The organism is Paraburkholderia aromaticivorans (genome assembly GCF_002278075.1).
Classification (GTDB): Bacteria; Pseudomonadota; Gammaproteobacteria; order Burkholderiales; family Burkholderiaceae; genus Paraburkholderia; species Paraburkholderia aromaticivorans.
Genome location: NZ_CP022989.1, coordinates 3,998,238 through 4,018,325, shown reverse-complemented (window position 1 = coordinate 4,018,325; position 20,088 = coordinate 3,998,238). Strand labels below are relative to the sequence as shown.

The 20,088-nt window shown below is 63.1% G+C and carries 15 protein-coding genes and 1 tRNA gene; 13 read left to right on the top strand and 3 right to left on the bottom strand.

Features of this window, described 5'->3' with window-relative positions; genetic code table 11:
- Positions 1 to 49: 49 nt before the first annotated feature.
- The 8 genes from CJU94_RS18025 to CJU94_RS17990 all read left to right on the top strand — a co-directional run bounded on the left by CJU94_RS18025 (position 50) and on the right by CJU94_RS17990 (position 10,567).
- Positions 50 to 140, top strand: a tRNA-Ser gene (locus CJU94_RS18025).
- Between the two features lie 382 nt (positions 141 to 522).
- The gene (locus CJU94_RS18020; protein ID WP_095419853.1) at positions 523 to 1,317 is read left to right on the top strand and encodes a substrate-binding periplasmic protein; all 795 of its coding nucleotides are present in this window, start codon (positions 523 to 525) and stop codon (positions 1,315 to 1,317) included.
- Entirely contained in the window at positions 1,314 to 4,112 is a 2,799-nt protein-coding gene (locus CJU94_RS18015; RefSeq protein WP_095419852.1) for a bifunctional diguanylate cyclase/phosphodiesterase, read from the top strand. Before CJU94_RS18020 ends, CJU94_RS18015 begins: the two co-directional genes overlap by 4 nt.
- Before the next feature lie 156 nt (positions 4,113 to 4,268).
- Positions 4,269 to 5,327 carry an acyltransferase family protein gene (locus CJU94_RS18010; RefSeq protein WP_244220872.1) on the top strand — a complete coding sequence of 353 codons (1,059 nt, stop codon included), beginning with the start codon at positions 4,269 to 4,271 and terminating at the stop codon, positions 5,325 to 5,327.
- Between the two features lie 158 nt (positions 5,328 to 5,485).
- Positions 5,486 to 6,748, top strand: a complete 1,263-nt coding sequence (locus CJU94_RS18005; protein ID WP_095419850.1) for an MFS transporter — start codon at positions 5,486 to 5,488, stop codon at positions 6,746 to 6,748.
- A gap of 120 nt (positions 6,749 to 6,868) precedes the next feature.
- Positions 6,869 to 7,786, top strand: coding sequence for a LysR substrate-binding domain-containing protein (locus tag CJU94_RS18000; RefSeq protein WP_095419849.1), 918 nt, complete (start codon positions 6,869 to 6,871; stop codon positions 7,784 to 7,786).
- A 166-nt stretch (positions 7,787 to 7,952) separates the two neighbouring features.
- A complete protein-coding gene (locus CJU94_RS17995) occupies positions 7,953 to 9,260 on the top strand; it encodes an MFS transporter (RefSeq protein WP_095419848.1) in 1,308 nt (435 codons plus the stop codon).
- Positions 9,261 to 9,319: 59 nt separating this feature from the next.
- On the top strand, positions 9,320 to 10,567 hold the full coding sequence (locus CJU94_RS17990; RefSeq protein ID WP_095419847.1) for a metal-dependent hydrolase family protein: 1,248 nt from the start codon (positions 9,320 to 9,322) through the stop codon (positions 10,565 to 10,567).
- A 33-nt stretch (positions 10,568 to 10,600) separates the two neighbouring features.
- Here the strand turns inward: CJU94_RS17990 and CJU94_RS17985 are convergent, their stop codons facing one another.
- Entirely contained in the window at positions 10,601 to 11,512 is a 912-nt protein-coding gene (locus CJU94_RS17985; RefSeq protein ID WP_095419846.1) for a DMT family transporter, read from the bottom strand.
- A gap of 123 nt (positions 11,513 to 11,635) precedes the next feature.
- Between CJU94_RS17985 and CJU94_RS17980 the strand changes: the two genes are divergently transcribed.
- Both CJU94_RS17980 and CJU94_RS17975 read left to right on the top strand, forming a co-directional pair.
- A complete protein-coding gene (locus CJU94_RS17980) occupies positions 11,636 to 12,565 on the top strand; it encodes a LysR family transcriptional regulator (protein WP_095419845.1) in 930 nt (309 codons plus the stop codon).
- Between the two features lie 139 nt (positions 12,566 to 12,704).
- Positions 12,705 to 13,793, top strand: a complete 1,089-nt coding sequence (locus tag CJU94_RS17975) for an asparaginase (RefSeq protein ID WP_095419844.1) — start codon at positions 12,705 to 12,707, stop codon at positions 13,791 to 13,793.
- A gap of 279 nt (positions 13,794 to 14,072) precedes the next feature.
- Here the strand turns inward: CJU94_RS17975 and CJU94_RS17970 are convergent, their stop codons facing one another.
- Positions 14,073 to 15,053: a chemotaxis protein gene (locus CJU94_RS17970; protein WP_095419843.1), complete on the bottom strand. Its 981-nt coding sequence runs from the start codon at positions 15,051 to 15,053 to the stop codon at positions 14,073 to 14,075.
- Positions 15,054 to 15,477: 424 nt separating this feature from the next.
- Here CJU94_RS17970 and CJU94_RS17965 point away from each other — a divergent pair, with 424 nt between their 5' ends.
- The 3 genes from CJU94_RS17965 to CJU94_RS17955 all read left to right on the top strand — a co-directional run bounded on the left by CJU94_RS17965 (position 15,478) and on the right by CJU94_RS17955 (position 19,084).
- The gene (locus CJU94_RS17965) at positions 15,478 to 16,041 is read left to right on the top strand and encodes a DUF4142 domain-containing protein (RefSeq protein ID WP_095419842.1); all 564 of its coding nucleotides are present in this window, start codon (positions 15,478 to 15,480) and stop codon (positions 16,039 to 16,041) included.
- Positions 16,042 to 16,235: 194 nt separating this feature from the next.
- Entirely contained in the window at positions 16,236 to 17,969 is a 1,734-nt protein-coding gene (locus CJU94_RS17960) for a tetratricopeptide repeat protein (protein WP_095419841.1), read from the top strand.
- Between the two features lie 89 nt (positions 17,970 to 18,058).
- A complete protein-coding gene (locus CJU94_RS17955) occupies positions 18,059 to 19,084 on the top strand; it encodes an aldo/keto reductase (RefSeq protein WP_095419840.1) in 1,026 nt (341 codons plus the stop codon).
- Between the two features lie 239 nt (positions 19,085 to 19,323).
- On the opposite strand, the gene CJU94_RS17950 is transcribed toward CJU94_RS17955, so the two are convergent.
- Positions 19,324 to 20,067, bottom strand: a complete 744-nt coding sequence (locus tag CJU94_RS17950) for an SDR family oxidoreductase (RefSeq protein ID WP_095420427.1) — start codon at positions 20,065 to 20,067, stop codon at positions 19,324 to 19,326.
- Between the last annotated feature and the right edge of the window lie 21 nt (positions 20,068 to 20,088).

Sequence of the window (20,088 nt, the reverse complement as noted above, 5' to 3'; positions counted from 1 at the left end):
GAGGGGTGTGGCGCAGGGCGCGAAGTTTGCTATAATTCGGCTCCCCGCCGGAGAGATGGATGAGCGGTTTAAGTCGCACGCCTGGAAAGCGTGTATAGGTTAATAGCCTATCGGGGGTTCGAATCCCCCTCTCTCCGCCAGGAACCCGAATTAAAAACCCCGTAAGTTCAAATGCTTACGGGGTTTTTGCATTTGCGGTTCATCAGGTGGTCCATCAGGCGTTCGAACATGATGCAACAACGTTGCCGTTTCAGGAAACGCTGCCGCCTGTCGCGCGTGAAGTTTCGTTTCTTCGCGCCCGGCGTCCTTAAGAATCGCAAGGCGGTGCCGATAGTCCGTGCAGAGGTTTTGCGAAAGCAAAATTTGGACGCTCGTTGCGCATCGACGACGCATTGCCCCTGCAAAGCATCCTAAAATGCGCGACTAGGCCGGATTTTCCACGGAAAAGCGGCATGAATCTGCCGCCAAATCCGCGGGCATGGATAAGAATTAAATGATGCGACATTCCGCTACGGAGGCGCTGTGATTCGAAACTGGCTTGGCGGTGTGCTATTGGCCGTATGTTGTGTGAGCAACGTCCCGGCGGCCGCCCCGGATTGCTCCCGGCCCTTCACGCTCGGATTGCACGACCACGGCCTGCTCTATTCGCTCGATACCGACAGCGGTATCGACAAGGACTTCGCCGACGAGCTGATCCGGCGTAGCGGCTGCCAGATCAAGGTCAGCCTGATGTCGCGGGCGCGTATCTGGAAGCTGATCGAGTCGGGCGCGCTCGATTTCAGTCTTTCCGGAATCGCGAATGACGAACGCAACCAATATGCTTCGTTCGCATGGTACTTCAGCAACAAATATTATCTGCTCGTCCGCAAAGACGCGGGTATCCATGACGTCGCGGAGTTCGAGCGCGACGGGCACGCTCAACTCGGTGTGATCCGCAGTTTTCGCTATAGCGACTCGGCCAATCGATTGGTCGACAAATTGACTTCGGAAAACCGGGTAAGCCAGGCGGGCGGACTCGAGCCGCTCTACCAGGCGCTCATTCTCCGGCACATCCAGGGCATGATTATCGAGCCATTCGACTATCCCGCGCTGGAAGAGAAAAAGATCCGCGACGTCACGACGATCATCGAATTCAATGATCCGTCCGTGCCGCATGGACTGATCATGTCGAAGAAAGCGCTCCCGGAGGCCGAACGGAAGAAGTGGCGGGCACTGGTGGACGAGATGCGTGCCGACGGGACGGTGCTGCGCATCTTCGAGAAGTATTTCAGGCCGGAACTGGCCAATGCCATGGTGAACTTCAAGGCATCGCCGTGACCCGGCTGCGCTCCGTCCTGCTGCCGCTGCTCGTGTTAACCGCGTCGCTCTGCGTGACGTGGACGGTGTGGAACCACGAGCGGCAAGCGACCAGCAAAGAGCTGCGCACTCAATTCGACTACACCTTGGGCGACGCGGCCGGTCGCATCGAACAGCGCATGGCCACCTACGAGCTCATGTTGCGAGGGGTGCAGAGCCTCTTTGCCGCGAACGGCATGATCGATCGCGACAGGTTCCGGCGCTATGTCGGCGCGCTCAATCTGGACGCGAATTTTTCCGGGGTCCACGCCGTCGGCGTCGTCGAATGGGTGCCCGCGGCGCGCAAGGCGAGCCATGTGGCGAAAATGCGCGAGGCAGGTATTCCCGGCTATACGATCGAGCCCGCGGGGCGGCGCGAGGATTATGCGCCGATCGTTCAGCGCGAGCCCTATGTCGGCCTCTCACGCAGTTCGCCCGGCTTCGACGCCTGGAACGATCCGGTGCGGCGCTCCGCCATGGAGCGGGCGCGCGACTCCGGCATGGCGGCCGTTTCGGGAAGAGTGCGGCTTTCGGTCGACATCGATTCGGACCCCCGGCCGGGGTTCATCATGTACCTGCCGATCTACGCCGCCGGCGAAACGCAGGAGAACGTCGCGCAGCGCCGGGCGCACATTAGAGGTTGGGTCTACGCGTCGTTCCGGATGCACGATGTGATGGCAAGCCTCTACGGCGAACAGCCGGCCGGCGTCTCGCTGGCCGTGTACGACGGCGTCGCGCCATCGGACTCGGCGCTTCTGTATGGCAGCCGGGCGGCGAGCAGCCGGCACGCGCCCGCGCTGATCTCGGCGAACGAGTACCTGGTGGTGGACGGGCGCGACTGGACGCTCTCGATGAACGCCTCCGACGAATTCCGATCGCGGCTGGGCAGTAACGCCGAGGCGTTGATTGCCGGCGCCGGCATGGGTTTGAGTCTGCTGCTGGCGCTTCTGACCTGGCTCATGGTGACGGGGCGGGAGCGCGCCATCCGGCTGGCTTCGGCGATGACGCGCGAGCTGCGCGAAAGCGAGGAGAAATTTCGCGCGATCGCCGATTGCACGGTGAACCTGGAGATCTGGTGGGGGCCGGACGGAAAGCCGCGCTGGATCAATCCGTCCGTCGATCATTACACGGGCTACACGGTCGACGAATGCATGGCCATGCCCAACTTCGCGCGCACGCTGATCCATCCGGACGACATAGCGCGCGTTGCACCGGAATTCCGGAAGGGGCTTCAGGGCTCTCGCGGCGACGATCTGGAGTTTCGTTGCGTGCGCAAGGATGGGTCGCTGCTCTGGTTATCGGTCTCATGGGTTCCGATCAGCAATGCGAGAGGAGACTTTGTCGGCTTTCGTACGAGCGGGCGTGACATCACCGAGCGGAAGAAGTCCGAGGAGAAGATCCGCGAACTGGCGTTCTACGACACGCTGACCCGCCTGCCCAATCGGGCACTGCTTCTGGACCGCCTGCGCGAGTCGATGGTGGCTAGCCGCGAGAACAATGTGTGCGGTGCGCTCATGTTCATCGACCTCGATCACTTCAAGACGTTGAACGATACGCTTGGGCATGACAAAGGCGATCTGCTTCTCCGGCATGTGGCGTACCGGCTGTCCAGCAGTGTCAACAAGGGAGACACCGTCGCTCGCGTGGGAGGTGACGAGTTCGTTGTCGTACTCGGCAATTTAAGCCTGGACCAGGCGGCCGCGACAGTGGAAACCGAAGCGATAGGCGAGAAAATCCTCACGGTGCTCGGGCGCACGTACCAGCTCAATGGCGTTCAGTTCCGCAGTACCGCGAGCATCGGCGTCACGGTCTTCCACGGAGAGCAGACTTCCACCGACGAACTGTTCAAACAGGCCGATCTGGCCATGTATAAATCCAAGGAGCGTGGCCGCAATGCCATGTGCTTCTTCGACCCCGCGATGCAAACGACCGTGCTGAAACGGGCCGAGCTCGAGGTGGGGCTGCGCAACGCCATCGAGGAGAACCGGTTCGTTCTTCACTACCAGGCGCAGGTCGTGGACGGTGACTTCATAGCAGGTGCCGAGGCGCTGGTGCGCTGGGAGCATCCGGTATGCGGCCTGATCCCTCCGGGCGAATTCATCTCGCTTGCGGAAGAGACCGGCCTGATCCTCGAGATTGGGCGAGCGGTATTGGAGTCGGCCTGTGCGCAGCTCGCGCGATGGGCCACGCAGCCCTCGATGGCGCATCTGTCGATCGCGGTGAACGTGAGCGCCCGGCAGTTTCGTGAACCGGACTTCGTGGCGAGCGTGCTGGCAGTGATCCACCGAAAAGGGGCGAGGGCGGACAGGCTGAAGCTGGAACTGACCGAGAGTGTTCTCGTTGAAAACGTCGAGGACATCATCGAAAAAATGAGCGCGCTTCGAGCCCGAGGCGTGACGTTCTCGCTCGATGACTTCGGCATTGGATATTCCTCATTGTCCTACCTGAAACGCTTGCCATTGGACCAGTTGAAGATCGATCGCTCCTTCGTGCGCGACATTCTGGAAGACCCCAACGACGCCGACATTGCCAGAACCATCGTTGCGCTTGCGCGAAGCTTCAATCTCGGCGTGATCGCCGAAGGGGTCGAGACGGAAGCGCAAAGAGACTTTCTTGCCGTGGCGGGATGCCACGCCTATCAGGGCTTCCTTTTCTGCAAGCCGCTTCCGGTCCAGGGTTTCGAGCAGTTCGTGCAGAGCTTCGCGTCCGCGAACCAGCCAAAAGCCCGGCCGCGCGGTCGCGATGAGAGAAACGTGGATTCAGGGTCGATGACCTGAGCGCAGTGGTGCGCCGCACCGCCTCCCGATGTTTCCGAATATTACAATCCCCGCGCATTCTGTAATCTGTAAAATGCGAGGATGGAAACACACAGCATCCGAGAAGCAAGCTCTTTGCGCTACGTAGCCGGCCTCGATGGACTTCGGGCCATTTCCATGATGCTGGTCGTCCTGTTTCACTACACGAGCTATTTTTCCGGCCGTCTGGCCGAACTAGGCGGCGCATGGACCGCCGTAGTGCGTATTGCTTCGACCGGCTGGATGGGCGTCGACGTGTTTTTCGTGATCTCAGGCTTTCTGATCACCACGACGCTATTGAACCGGCCAGTCGATTCAATAGCGTCATACACGACGTTCATTCGGCGCCGGGCAGTCAGGTTGCTGCCGGCCTATTTCGCAAGCCTGTTGATATTCACGCTCGTAGCGCTACTGACCGAGCCGCATAGCAAGGTATTGAAAAACGAGCATCTGCTATGGACATTCACGGCCAGCCTGCAATCGCTGCTGGGCGACCGGGTCGCACTTGCCGATCAACATTTCTCCATGGCGCATTTCTGGACCCTGGCGGTGGAATGGCATTTCTATCTTGTCTTCCCGATTCTCGTCGCCCGTTGCCGCTCGTACTTTCGCCCGGCCGTGGGGCTGTTGCTGATGGCGATATCCTTCAGGGTGATATGCCATTTCTCCGGCATATCCGACAATGGCATCTACACATTCACGCTTTGCCGGATCGACTCGATCGCGGCGGGTTGCCTGTTAGCCCTCGTGCCCGCCCGTATTCGTTCAGGAGCATCATCAGCGGCGGGCGTGCTCGGCGCGGCGATGTTCATATGGATCTGGATTGCCCTCGCACTTTCAGACGTGCCGTTCAAGACCCTGGCATGGCTTCAGACGTTTGGCTATACGCTTCTGGCTGTGTCGCTCGCGTTGATGATTTACCAGGTCACCCATTCGTCCCAGCGCTCAGCGATCGTGCGTGCGCTGGAATTCAAGCCGCTCGCTTCCATGGGACGCGCAAGCTATAGCCTGTATATCTGGCACTTGCCCTTTTATCCTGCCATTGTGCTGGCCGCGCAACGCAACTTCACGGATGTGCGGCTTGCCTATCTGGTCGCCGTGGTGACCGGCATCGTGATGACGGCGGCGCTCGGCGGCCTCTCGTATCGGCTCGTCGAGTCGCGCTTCACCCGCGCGCGTCCGGTGGTGCTCGTCTGAAGTTGGCGTAAGGTGGCGCCGCAACGCTGCCGCGTCACTGCGGGTAACCGGTCGTGTCATCACGGCAAGAGATGCCGCGCGGACCCGTAAAGCAAAGCCGGGCATCTTGCTCTAAACTAGCTGCCGCTCCCGCCAGCCCAGTCAAGACCAAGAAGCCCATGCCCCCAGAGCCCGCCGACCCGTCCGGTTCCTCATCCGTTAGTCTGCCGAAACAGCCTGCATTTCAACGTTTCTGGTGCACCCGCATTCTCTCGTCGCTGTCGTTCCAGATGCTCGCCGTGGCAATGGGCTGGCACATCTACGCGCTCACGCATAGCGCCTTCGCACTGGGCCTCGTCGGGCTCGCGCAATTTCTGCCGATGTTCGTGCTGACGCTCGTCGTCGGCCATGTCGCCGACCGTTACGACCGCCGGCGAATCGCGGCGATCTGCCAGAGCCTCGAAAGCGTCGCTGCGTTGCTGTTCGCTGCCGGCACTTTCGGCGGCTGGATCAGCGCGCCGGTCATCTATGTGCTGGCCGCATGCGTCGGCGCGGCGCGCGCCTTCGAGTCGCCCGCGGTGGCGTCGCTGTTGCCGGGCGTCGTGCCGCGCGGGCAGTTGCCCAAAGCGACGGCATGGGCCACGTCCGCGAATCAGACTGCCCAGATCGCGGGTCCGGCGCTGGGTGGTCTGCTCTACGGCATCGGCCCCGGCGCGGCCTATCTCGCCTGCGCACTGTCATTCGCGGCCGCAGCCACGGCCGTGTGGGGCATCCCGCTACGGGCCAGGCCGGCAAACCGCGCGCCCGTCACGCTCCACTCGGTATTCTCGGGCATTGCCTTCATTCGCAAGGAGCCGGTCATTCTCGGCGCACTGTCGCTCGATCTGTTCGCGGTGCTGTTCGGCGGCGCGACCGCGCTGCTGCCGGTCTTCGCGCGCGATATCCTGCATACGGGGCCGCTCGGCCTCGGGCTGTTGCGCTCGGGCACGGCCATCGGCGCGCTGGCGGGCACCATCTGGCTGGCGCATTTCCCGCTGCGCAACCGGCCCGGCGCGGCGATGTTCGGCGGCGTGATCGCGTTCGGCGCGGCCACGGTGGTGTTCGGGCTGTCGCATCAATTCCTCGTGTCGCTCGCCGCGCTCATGGTGCTGGGCGCATCGGACACCATCAGCGTGGTGGTGCGCCTGTCGCTCGTGCAACTGCGTACGCCGGACGACATGCTGGGGCGCGTCAGCGCGGTCAATTCGCTTTTCATTGGGACCTCGAATCAATTGGGCGAATTCGAATCCGGTGTTACGGCGGGATGGTGGGGGGCGCAACCCGCTGTACTGGTGGGTGGTGTAGCGACCATCGCGGTTGCCCTGCTATGGATGCGCTTCTTCCCGGAACTCGCGCGCACGCGCTCGCTGGAGCGCGAAGAGGAACTGGCGCCGAGCCATTGACCGCCTCGCCCGGCGGCAAGTTTGCCAAGCCCGCGGCAGCTCGCGCAACGCCAGCTTGCGCATGATTTGACCGAGGCTCTCCCGCTATGATGGTGGGATCCTCACTCGGCATCTCTCATCATGCGTATTGCCCCATTGCCTCCGCTCCAATGCCTCGTCGCGTTCGAATCGGCCGTACGCCATGCCAGTTTCACCAAAGCGGCCGCGGAACTGCATCTGACGCAGAGTGCGATCAGCCGGCAGATCGCACAGCTGGAAGACTTCCTTGGCCGCTCGCTTTTTGTGCGTGAGCACCGCGCGTTACGTCTGACCATCGCCGGCGAAGGTTACGCGAAGCACGTGCAGTGGCTGCTGGCCAATTGCTCCGAAGCCACGCTGGATGTCATGAAACGCTATGGCGACCTGGAGTTGACGATTGCGTGCTCATCCGGCGTGGCGGTGCTGTGGCTCACGCCGCGGCTCGGCGCGTTTCGCGCGGCACATCCGAACGTCAAGATCAGAATGATCGTGCGCGACGGGCTCGCGTCGTTGTCGCCCGCGGAATTCGATGTCGGCCTGTACTACATCCGCCAGCGCGCCGAGCCGCATTTCGCCGCCCGCCGCCTTTTCGACGAAGACGTGTACCCGGTATGCTCGCCCGGATATCTCGCCGGCCGCGTGCTGGAACCTGCCGATCTGGTGCACGAAACCTTGCTGATGCAGGAAGACGGTCAGCGGCAATGGATGTCGTGGTCCGAGTGGTTTCGTCTCAACGATGTGCAGATGCCGGCGTCGCCGCAGGCGGTGGTCGTCAATCATTATCCGCAACTCGTGCAGATGGCGATTTTCGGCGAGGGCGTCGTACTCGGCTGGCGGCACATGATCGACGCGTGCCTGAGCGAAGGGCTGCTGGTGCGTGCCACACAGGCGTCGGCGAGTCACGGCGGCGGCTATTACGTCGTGTCGCCGAACGACCGCTCGCAGAACCAGGCGGCGCGCCTCTTCACGCGCTGGGTGTTCGAGCAGGCCGAGGCACAGATGGGCAGGGCGGCGGGCTGACACGCGCTCGCATGCGCTACACGCATGCATGCATGCGAATCTTTCGTTTCGAAAACAAATCAGGTCTCTCTAGCATCGGGGTTATGCACGCAAAAGCGCCATCGACCATGGCGTGGCGCGATGCCGACACTACCGCCCGACAGGCAGCCAGATGAGGAAAGGGACCATGCAAGGCACGCTTTCATCCAACCTTCCACGCTCCGTGGATACGCTCGCGCGGCAGCGGCGCCGCGCCATTATCGCCACGGTGCTCGGCAATGGGCTCGAGTGGTTCGACTTCACCGTATACAGTTTTTTCGCGGTCATCATCGCGAAGCTGTTTTTCCCGACCGGCAATGAACTGACCTCGCTGCTGCTCGCCGTGGCCACCTTCGGCGTGGGTTTTTTCATGCGTCCGGTGGGCGGTATCGTGCTCGGCGTATACGCGGATAAAGTCGGACGAAAGGCGGCGCTCTCGCTGACCATTCTATTGATGGCCGGCGGCACCGCGCTCATCGGCCTCGCGCCGACCTATGAGCAGATCGGCGTGTGGGCGCCGGTGCTGATCGTGGTCGCGCGTTTGCTGCAAGGCTTTTCGGCCGGCGGCGAGATGGGCAGCGCGACCGCGTTCCTCACGGAATACGCACCGGTGGAGAAGCGCGCGTTCTATTCGAGCTGGATCCAGTCGAGCATCGGCTTTGCGGTGCTGCTGGGGGCCGCCGTCGGCACGTTCGTCACCGCGAATCTGAGTGCCGATTCATTGCATTCGTGGGGCTGGCGGATGCCGTTTCTGATCGGCATCCTGATCGGGCCGGTCGGTTATTTCATTCGCAGCCGCATGGACGAAACACCCGCGTTCAGCGCGGTGGCCGAACAAGCCAAAAACGATTCGCCGCTTGCCGAAGTGTTCCGCCGCTTTCCGCGCGAGACGTTCGCCAGTTTTTCGATGGTGATTCTGTGGACCGTGTGCACCTACGTGCTGCTGTTCTACATGCCGACCTATTCGGTGCGTACGCTGCACCTGCCGCAGTCCACCGGCTTTCTTGCCGGCATGCTCGGCGGCCTGATGATCATGTGCTTTTCGCCTGTGGTCGGCAAACTGGCTGACCGTTTCGGCCGCCGCGGGTTCCTTTCGGGCGCCGCCGTCGCGATCCTGCTGCTCGCCTGGCCGATGTTCGCGTATATCAACCGGGCGCCCGGCCTCGCCTCGCTGATGGTGTTTCAGGGCGTGTTCGGCTTGCTGATCGCCGCCTATACCGGCCCGATCCTCGCTGCGTTCTCCGAACTGTTTCCGACCAAGGTGCTGTCGACGGGGCTTTCCGTTGCCTATAACTTCGCCGTGACGATTTTCGGTGGCTTCGCGCCGTTCTTCATCACGTGGCTGATTGCTTCGACCGGCAGCAATATGGCGCCCGCGATCTACGTGATGATCGCCGCGTCCATCAGCCTGGTGGGCACGTTCTTCGTGCGCGATCCGCGCCGGAGCCGCGCCTGAATCGCATGTCCGGCTGAGGTTCGCCGGACACGTTTCCTCATCAAGTCAGGAAGAGATCAATGAGCATTACGGTAATCAGCGGCGGCAACTTACTCGATCTGGAGCAGGGTGTGTTGCTCGAGCATCGGCACGTCGTGATCGAAAACGGCCATATCGTCGAAGTCACCGATCGTCCCGTCGATCTGCCCAACGCGCGCGTGATCGATGCCCGCGGCAAAACGGTGATGCCCGGTCTGATCGATTGTCACGTGCACGTATTGGCCTCGCGCGCCAACCTCGGCACGAATGCAACGCAGCCGAATATTCTCACCGCGATTCGCGCGTTGCCGATTCTCAAGGCCATGCTCGGCCGCGGCTTTACGACCGTGCGCGATGCGGGCGGCGCGGACTGGGGTTTGACGCAGGCGTTGGAAAGCGGCCTGATTCCGGGGCCGCGCATCTTTCCGTCGGGCAAGGCCCTCTCGCAGACGGGCGGGCACGGCGACTTCCGTCCGCGTGGCGACATGCTCGAACCGTGCTCGTGCTGTTTTCGGGCCGGCGCGATTGCGCGTGTGGTGGACGGCGTGGATGCCGTGCGGCTCGCCGTGCGCGAAGAGATCCAGAAGGGCGCCACGCAGATCAAGATCATGGCGTCGGGCGGCGTGGCTTCGCCGACCGATCCGATCGGCAACACACAGTACTCCGAGGACGAAATTCGCGCGATCGTCGCCGAGGCCGAGGCGGCCAATACGTATGTGATGGCGCACGCCTACACGGGCCGCGCGATCTCGCGTGCGATTCGCTGCGGCGTGCGCACCATCGAGCACGGCAACCTCGTCGACGCAGCCGCGGCGAAGCTGATGCGCGAACATGGCGCGTTCGTGGTGCCGACGCTCGTCACGTACGATGCACTGGCCAAACACGGCGCCGCTTATGGCTTGCCGGCCGATTCGATCGCCAAGGTCGAAACCGTGCGGCAGGCCGGGCGCGATTCGCTGCAGATCTATGCGAATGCCGGCGTGCCGATGGGTTTCGGCTCGGACCTGCTCGGCGAAATGCACACGTTCCAGAGCGACGAATTACGCATTCGCGCCGACGTGCTCGGCAATCTGGAAGCCTTGCGTTCGGCCACCACGATCGCCGCGGCGATCGTCGATCCGGGCGGCAAGCTCGGCGCCATCAAGGCGGGCGCGATTGCCGACATCCTCGTGGTGGACGGCGATCCGCTCAAGGACATCGGTGTGCTGACCGGACAGGGCGAGCGTCTGGAGTACGTGTTTCAGCGCGGCGAAGTGGTGAGCGAGCGCGGTAGCGTAGCGTCGCGCTGATCGACGCGAGTGTGTTTCGGCGCGGGCCGTTGCTCAGGCCCGCGCGGTGCTCACGCGCAGTGCGGGCCACCGCACTGTCGCCAGAATCGATGCCGCGACGATCAATGCGCCACCAACCCACGCGGTCAAGGAAATTCGTTCACCCAACCATACGCAGGCGAACAAAGCCCCGAACGCTGGTTCGCTGCCCATCAGCAGCGAGACGCGTGTGGGGCTGCTGCGCTTGATCGCGAAGTTCTGCGCGAAGAACGCGAACAGCGTGCACGCGATCACCAGATAGCCGACATATCCCCAGAACGCCGCGTGTCCGGCAATCGAGGGCAGCGGCTGCCACGGGTGCGGCGCGAACATCCAGGCGGCCGCCACGCTGCCGCATGCCACTACGCCCGACTGAACCGCTGTCACCGACAACGGCGGCAGGGCCGAATCGCGCATCACGCGTTTGGTCACGCACACCGTCAATGCGCGCAGCAGGGCCGCGAGCAGAATCAGCGCGTCGCCCGGGTTGAAGCTCAGCGCGCCGTCGCTGGCGAGCAGCCACGCGCCCAGCAGGGAAAGCGCCACCGCCAGCCATTCGACACGGCTCGGCCGGCGCCTGAGCAGCAACCATTCAATGAGCGGCGTCAGCACCACGCACAGGCTGATCAGAAAGGCGGCGTTGGCGGCGCTTGTCATCAGGAGGCCGAAGGTTTCACACAGGAAGATGCCCAACAGCAGTGCGCCGGCAATCAGCACGCCGCGCAGCGTCCGGGCGTCGGCGGCGCGCAGGTGGCGCAACGCCGGCGAGAGGATCACGAAAGTAATGCCGAAGCGTAACGCGAGCAGCCCAAGCACCGGATAAAACACCAGCGCGCTCTTGACCACGCCGTAACTGGTGCCCCATACCATGGCGACGGCGAGCAGCATCAAATCGGAGAGCATGAGCAGGCGTTCGTGTTTCGACATGGCGGACCTCGGTGAAAGAGCCCGTATTGTCGAACTTTGCGCTGGGCGTGATAATCGGGTCACGGCGCACAGCGTTTATGTCGCGAATGCATTAATAGATCGGTCGCCCTCACGGATTCCACGATGACCCCAACGGAGCTTTTCGCCTTGCTGCCGGATATGGCGGTGTTCGCGCGCGTGGTCGACGCCGGCAATTTCTCGGTGGCCGCGCGGCAGCTCGGCAGCACGCCGTCCACCGTCAGCCGGCAGATCAAGCGGCTCGAAGACGCGCTTGCAACCCGTTTGCTCGAACGCTCCACGCGCACGGTGCGAGTCACGGAATCCGGCGCACAGGTCGCGCGATTCTGCCGCGACATGGTGAGCGCCGCGTCGGCTGCGGTCGACGCGGCCGGGCAACTGGCCGGCAAACCGCAGGGCAAGGTCAGCGTGAGCGCGCCGACCCAGTTTGCGAAGTCCGTGATTCACCCGCTCGTTCCCGGCTTTCTGCGCGCTTACGACGAGGTGGACCTGCAGCTCCTTTTCACCGACCACGACATCGATCCGCTCGCCGACGATGTCGATCTGGCGATCCGTCTGACCGAGCATCCGCCGCAGGGTCTCGCTGGGCGCCGATTAGGCTCGGTGCGCTGGCTGCTGGTGGCGTCGGCCGCGTATTTGCGCGAGCGCGGTACGCCGGCGCAGCCACGCGATCTGCTGAAACAGGCGTGCATTCACCTCGGCGAGACGGCCGACGACAACCGCTGGCGCTTGCGCCGCGGCACGGAGACCCAGAACGTCCATGTGAAGGGGCGCTACACGGCCAATCATGCCGGCGCGCGGCTTGAAGCCGCGCTTCAGGGTTTCGGCATTGCTTGCGTACCGGAGTTTGCCGCCTCCGAATCCTTGCGAGGCGGCGAACTCGTTCAGGTTTTGCCGGACTGGAATCTCGAAGCGCGCGCGTACGTGGGGTCGGTGTGGCTGCTGTATCCACCGAATCGCTTCCTGCCGCCGAAGGTGAGGGCATTGATCGACTACCTCGTCGAGCACCTTCACGACGCGCCCGATAAGGCATGAGCGAACCACTGCACGCGTGCCGCATGACAAGGAGTCGTCACGCGGGGTTGGTTCGCGGGGGAGACGAACGTAGAATTGCCCGCGTACTTCAGGATTCCATGCAGTCCGGGCGACCAGACCGATTACGAGGAGAATCAGCATGAGCTTGCGCGCCACCGGGCCGATTGCGGCGACTGTCTACCGCGGCGATTCGATTGAGAACACGCACCTCGCGCACGTCGCGGTGGTCGACGCGAACGGGCGCTTGCTGGCGTCATTCGGCGATCCGTCGCGCGTGACGCTGGCGCGTTCGGCGGCGAAGCCCGCACAAGCGTTGGCGGTGCTGGAAACCGGCGCACTGGAGCGCTTCGGTTTTGACGAAGCCGATCTCGCGCTGATGTGCGCCTCGCACAGCAGCGAGGCGCGCCACATCGAACGCACGCGGCAGATGCTGGCCAAGGCGCAGGCGAGCGCAGCCGACCTGCGCTGCGGCGGCCATCCACCGTTATCGGATGCCGTCTACGTCGATTGGCTCAAGCGCGACTTCAAGCCGGGCGCCGTGTGCAGCAACTGTTCCGGCAAACATGCGGGCATGCTGGCCGGCGCGCAATCGATCGGCGCGGCGATAGCGGGTTACGAGCGGCCCGACCATCCTTTGCAGGTGCGGGTGAAACACACGGTCGCTAACGTCTGCGATTTACCCGACGCTGCGGTGCAATGGGCCACCGATGGCTGCAATCTGCCGACGCCGGCCTTTCCGCTCGACCGGTTGGCGCGTCTCTTCGCGAAGCTGGCCGCTGCGCAGGACGAGGTCTCGAAGGGGGCGGCCGGCACATCGCGCACGGCAGCGCTCGCGCGAATCTACCGCGCGATGACGACCTATCCGGAACTGGTCGGGGGCGAGGGCCGCTTCTGCACGCAGTTGATGCAAGCGTTCAACGGCGCGCTGGTCGGCAAGGTTGGCGCGGACGGCAGCTACGCGATAGGCGTACGCGCGTCGGAGCAAACGGGGAGGGCGGGCGCGAGCGGTGCACTGGGCATTGCCGTAAAGATCGAGGACGGCAACGTCGGCGTACTGTACGCGGTGGTTGCGGAACTGCTGACGCAGCTCGACATCGGAACACGAGAACAACGCGCAAAACTCGCGGCGTTCCACCGACCGAAGATGTTGAACACGATGGGCCTTGAAACGAGCCGAATGACTTTTTCAGTCGAGCTCAACCGAATCACGGAGCAGGACTCAAAATGAACGACCGCCACGGCGCGCGCAGCGCCGCCGGAAGAATGGCTGCCTTGTCACTGAGCTTGAATGTGCGAGAGTCCTGATTCCAGATGCACCACTACCGTGACTGTGCGGGGGACCCGCTTAATAGTTAGCGGTGCAAAGCGGCTTTCTTTGCTTACTTTCTTTGCCGCGGCAAAGAAAGTAAGTGCCGCCCCGCACAGGGCAACGCTAATAGACCACAGCGGCTTGAACAAAAGCCCAACTCCCAAAAAACCCAGGAAAAAAAGGCCAGAAAAAAAGCGCTCAAACAACACCTTCAGCCGCAGGCAAAACCCCAAGCGCATTCCGAATAGCATCAGCCAACTCAGCAGCGGCAAACTTGGCCACATACCCATTCGCCCCGGCATTCTTCACATGCGCCTCATTCGCCGCCCCAGTCAGAGAAGAATGAATAATGACCGGAATATCCCGAGTCCGTTCATCCGCCTTGATCTGCCGGGTGAGCATGAACCCATCCATCTCGGGCATCTCGAGATCCGTCAAGACCAGCGCGATACTATCCTTCACGCGCGTCCCATTGGACTGAGCCTCCCGCGCGACCTGCTGCAAGGTATGCCAGGCTTCTTCTCCAGTCTTGGTCATGACGAAGTCAGCGCCAATCGCGCTCAAAGCCTGCTCAATGAGCTTTCGCGCAAACCCCGAATCGTCCGCGGCAAGAATCTTCGCCCCACGCCGGATCCCCAGCGCCTCTCCCACCGACGCAGGATCGACGCTCGGATGCTGTGACGGAAACACATCGCGCAACACCTGCTCCACATCGATCACCTGAGCGAGCCGCGAGTCGCCGGTATTGCCGTCGATCCGCGCAATACTCGTGACGAGATTGCCACCTGCCGCGCCCTCGGCGGACAACACCTGGTTCCACTCCAGCCGCACGATATCGTCGACTTCCTCGACCGCGAAGGCCTGCGTGGAGCGCGCGAATTCCGTCACCAGCAAGATGTTCAGGCCGCGCGTCGGCTCGCAGCCCATCAGCCGAGGCAAATCGATCACGGGGATGATCTGGCCGCGAATGTCCACCGCGCCCATCACGAAGGGGGACGAGCCGGCGATCGGCGTGACCGCCGGCATTGTCGAGATTTCGCGCACCTTGAAGACGTTGATGCCATAAAGCTCGTGTGCGTCGCTGCCGGGCACCGAGCCCAACCGGTACAGCAGCAGCTCGAATTTGTTGGAACTCGTCAGGTTGCTGCGTTCGTCGCTCGCGCGGTTTTCTACTGCCATTGAAGCTCTCCAGGGTTGCGGTGCGTGTCATGCGCCATACAACCGTTACGTCCGATCCTGGCGCCTGCCCTACTCCTCTGTTATCGGCGCGGCGGGCGGAAAGTTCAGCGAGTCCGCGCGGTTTTCCTCGCATCCTGTGGTTAACACGCAGCCGGGAGGGGAGCCATCGGACCGGCATGAAGCACCTCGAGCCAAGGACGGCCGCACTACACGCCCGCCACGACATTCATATGAAGGTTACCTGCGGTTACAGAAGCGACAGCGTCGTATCACATAGTGCGTAACCCGGCTCCTAGAATGCACAGCGATAAGAGCGTGGCGCCGTCAGCGGCTCGAAAGCTGACTGCAAGGTATCGGTGTAACCGGCATGACACCCGGGGCGCACACGCATTGTTGTCGTTTCGCTTCCACCCAAGGAGAACGTATGATCCGCTTGCCTCTCGCCACCATTGCCAGTGCCTGCGTGGCCGGCCTGCTCGTCGTCGCCACCGCGGCCAACGCTCAAACCGCACCCGCAGCGCCCGCGGCAGACGCCGGCCGTCTGCATGCCGCCGACCAGACGTTCATCGCGGACGGCACCAAGGCCGTCGCGACGCAACGCGACGCCGCCCGCATCGCCACCTCGCGCTCGACCGACCGCGACGTCAAGGCATTCGCCGAACGTGTCTCCACCGACAACGCGAAAATCTCCGACGCGCTGCGCGCGGCCAGCCCGCGCGGCGTCGACGTGCCGAAGAACGATCCCGACACGGCCGTGCTCGCGAGCATCAACAACCTGCGCGGCGCCGACTTCGACAAGGTGTATATCGAACAGGTCGCGCTCGCCGGCGAACAGAAAGCCCTGTCGGCATTCCAGGCGGAAATCGCTTCGGGCCGCGACGAACAGCTGAAGGACGCGGCGAAGAAGGCGCTGCCGACCATCCAGGAGCACTACGCGATGGCCCAGGATCTCGCCAAGCGCAAGCATCTGCCGAGCGCCGCACAGTAAGCAATCAGCAGTAGACAATAAGCAGGAAACGCTTTGGCGCGCGTCACGCTCGCGCGTGACGCGCGCCAGTTCGAATGGGCGGTTTTCGGCGATAATCGGCTTCGCTCTTTCGGGTCCGCGCGCATGATGCTGGATGACGCCCGCGCTCCGACAGCTTCCCCGATTCTCAAGCGCATTCGATCAACACCCTCCGCATGAGCAAGCCTGCCAATCTGCCGCAACAGTTGGACCATATGCTTCGGCAAGCCGTAGGGCTTCAGCAGAACGGCGCATTTGCCGAGGCCGAAGAACTCTATCGCGAGATCCTCGAACTCAAACCCCGTCATGCCGACGCGCTGCAATTGCTGGGTGCGCTGACGCTGCAAGCGGGGCGCCTGCAAGAGGGTGTCGATCTGCTTAGAAAGGCGCTTGCCGTCAACGCGAAACAAGCGCCGGTTCATTCGAATCTCGCCTATGCGTTGAATGCCTTGCGGCGTTTCGACGAAGCCCTCGCGAGCGCCGATCGCGCACTGGCTTTACAGCCCAAATTTGCCGACGCACTGAACAATCGCGGCAACGCGCAAGCCGGCCTGAACCGGCCGCTCGACGCGCTCGGCAGTTTCGATCGCGCGATTGCGTTGATGCCGGATTTTGCGCAGGCCTGGAACAACCGCGCCTGTGTGCTGCGCGATCTGGGTCGTCCCGCCGATGCGCTCGCAAGCTGTGATCACGCGCTCGCGTTGCAGCCCAATTATCCGGATGCGTGGAGTAATCGCGGCAATGCGTTCAGCGACCTGAACCAGCCGGAAGAAGCTGAACGCAGCTACCGTCGCGCGCTTGAATTGGCACCGGCATTCGCCGATGCCTGGAACAATCTCGGCCTCGCGCAAATCGATCTCGGCCAGCACGCACAGGCGCTATCGAGCTACGAGCGCGCACTGGCCGCGAATCCCGCGGCGGCGGAGACGCATTGGAACGAGTCGCTGTGCCTGTTGCAGCTGGGACGGTTCGAAGCCGGTTGGCAGAAATATGAATGGCGCTGGGAGCGCAGCCGCATCAAGGCGAGCCGGCGCGCTTTTGCGCAGCCCCTTTGGCTGGGGGACTTTTCGATCGACGGCAAGACGATTCTGCTGCACGCGGAGCAGGGCCTCGGCGATACGCTGCAGTTTTGCCGTTATGCCACGCGGGTTTCGAAGCTCGGCGCGAAGGTCGTGCTCGAAGTGCAGCCCGAACTGATGCGCATCCTGTCCACGCTCGACGGCGTGGACCAGTTGATCGAAGCTGGCCAACCGTTGCCGCCATTCGATTGCCACTGTCCGCTGCTCAGTCTGCCGCTGGCATTCAAAACGGATCTCGACACCATGCCGTCGGCAACACCGTATCTGTTCGCGGATGCCGAAGCGGCTCGCCAATGGCGCGAGCGGATTCACGCGCGAGCAGATGGCCGATTGAAAGTCGGACTCGTGTGGGCGGGCGGAAACCGGCCGCATGTCGCGGAGCTTCGCAAGAACGACGCGCGCCGTTCGATTGCGTTCGAGCGACTCGCGCCGATTCTCGATGTGCCGAACGTGCAGTTCTTCAGCTTGCAGAAAGGACCTGCGGCGCAGCAGCTCGATAGCGCTGCGTGGGGCGGGCGCATGATCGACCTCACCGAAGAACTGGCCGATTTCGCCGACACCGCGGCACTGGTGGCGAATCTCGATCTGGTGATTTCCGTGGACACGTCCACCGCCCATCTGGCCGGCGCGCTCGCGAGGCCGGTCTGGATTCTGAACCGCTTCGACACCTGCTGGCGCTGGATGCTGGAGCGCACCGATACGCCGTGGTATCCGGGGGCGAGGCTGTTCAGGCAGCCCGCATTAGGCGATTGGGACAGCGTGATCGAGGCCGTGCGCGATGCGCTGGCCGCGTTGAGCGCATCGGCCGCGGGCGCCGCTCACTCGCGATGAAGATACCGTTGGTGCTCCCGGCGTGTTTGCGCAGACGCGCGTAGACTGAACGTCCGTTTTATCGACGGTCAAGCCACGGAGATTCATCAATGGAATACAGACATCTGGGTGCGTCCGGTTTCAAGGTGCCGGTGTTGAGTTTCGGCACAGGCACATTCGGCGGCAAGGGCGAATTTTTTCAGGCGTGGGGCGCGACCGACGTCGCCGAGGCGCGCAGGCTGATCGACATCTGCTTCGATGCGGGTGTCACTATGTTCGACACCGCGGACATCTATTCGAGCGGCGCGTCCGAGTCGGTGCTCGGTGAAGCGCTCAAGGGCAAGCGCGACAAGGCGATCATCTCGACCAAGGCGACCTTCCGTTTCGACGATGGGCCGAACAACGTCGGCTCGTCGCGCTTCCATCTGATTCAGGCGGTGGACGCGGCGCTCAAGCGCTTGCAGACGGATTACATCGACCTGTTCCAGTTGCACGGCTTCGACGCGAGAACCCCGGTCGCCGAAGTGCTTTCGACGCTGGACGATCTGGTGCGGGCCGGCAAGATCCGCTATACCGGCGTGTCGAATTTCTCCGGCTGGCACCTGATGAAGTCGCAGGACGTGGCGGACCGCTACGGCTATCCGCGCTACGTCGCGAATCAGACCTACTACTCGCTGGTGGGCCGCGATTACGAGTGGGAGTTGATGCCGCTCGGCATCGATCAAGGCGTGGGCGCGGTGGTGTGGAGTCCGCTGGGCTGGGGGCGTCTCACCGGCAAGATCAAGCGCAGCCAGCCGTTGCCCGATTCGAGCCGTTTGCATAAAACCGCCGACATGGGGCCGCCGGTGCCGGACGACTATCTGTTCCGCGTCCTCGATGCGATCGACGAGATCGCCGGCGAAACCGGCAAGACGGTGCCGCAGATCGCACTGAACTGGCTGCTGCAGCGGCCCACCGTCTCCACGGTGCTGATCGGCGCGCGCAACGAGGAGCAATTGCGGCAGAACCTCGGCGCGGTGGGCTGGAATCTGACGCCCGAGCAGATGGCGAAGCTCGATGCGGCGAGCGCCGTGCGTCCCGCCTATCCGTACTGGCATCAGGAAGGTTTCGCGGAACGCAATCCGAAGGCGGTGTAAGTCAAGGATTCGTGCAGCGGCCCGTTGCATGACACGCGCTCCGGTTCGACCTCATTGCGCGAGTTCGGCCCGGGCGGCGAACAGTTCGCTGTCATGGCGGCGGCCGAGTTCGCCGATGCCCGTGCCTGCGCCCGTCACGAGGATCAGGTTCTTCTGCCCTTTTTCTTCTCCGATTTTATGAAAGCGAGGCGGGGCTCAAAGACCGCTCGGCAAGTGGCGCATCAGGCGCATCATGCGTGTCAGGCGAGGCCGCCGTTCGCACGCAGAATCTGGCCGTTCACCCAGCCCGCATCCGGACCGGCGAGGAACGCCACCACCGATGCGATATCGTCAGGCTGGCCGAGGCGTTGCAGCGGCGGCATCTTCGCGAATGTCTGGATCTGTTCTTCGGTCTTGCCGTCGAGGAACAGCGATGTCGCGATCGGACCCGGCGCCACGGCGTTGACGGTGATGTCGCGACCGCGCAGTTCCTTGGCGAACACATGCGTAAAGGCTTCGACGGCCGCCTTGGTGGCGTTGTAGATCGCATAGCCCGGCATGTTCAGCGCCAGCGTGGTGCTCGAAAAGTTGACGATGCGTCCGCCGTCGTTCATGCGTCGGGCGGCTTCGCGCGAGGTATTGAAGGTGCCGCGCACGTTGATGTCGAAGGTCTGGTCGTACAGCGCGTCGCTGGTGTCGGCGAGCGGCGTGGTCTTGAGCACGCCGGCGTTGTTGACCAGCACATCCACCTTGCCGAGCTGCTGCTCGGTGATCTCGAACAGGCGGCGCACGTCGTCGGCATTCGACACGTCGGCCTTTACCGCGAGGGCTTGCGCGCCCGCCGCCGTGAGCCTGGCGACCAGCGCGTCGGCTTCGGCCGAACTGGACGCGTAATTGATCGCGACGGCGAAGCCGTCCCTGGCCAGACGCTGCGCGACCGCCGCGCCGATGCCGCGGGATGCGCCGGTAACGATAGCAACTCGGGTGCGTGCAGGCATATTCATGATGCGTTCCTTGGTATCCGA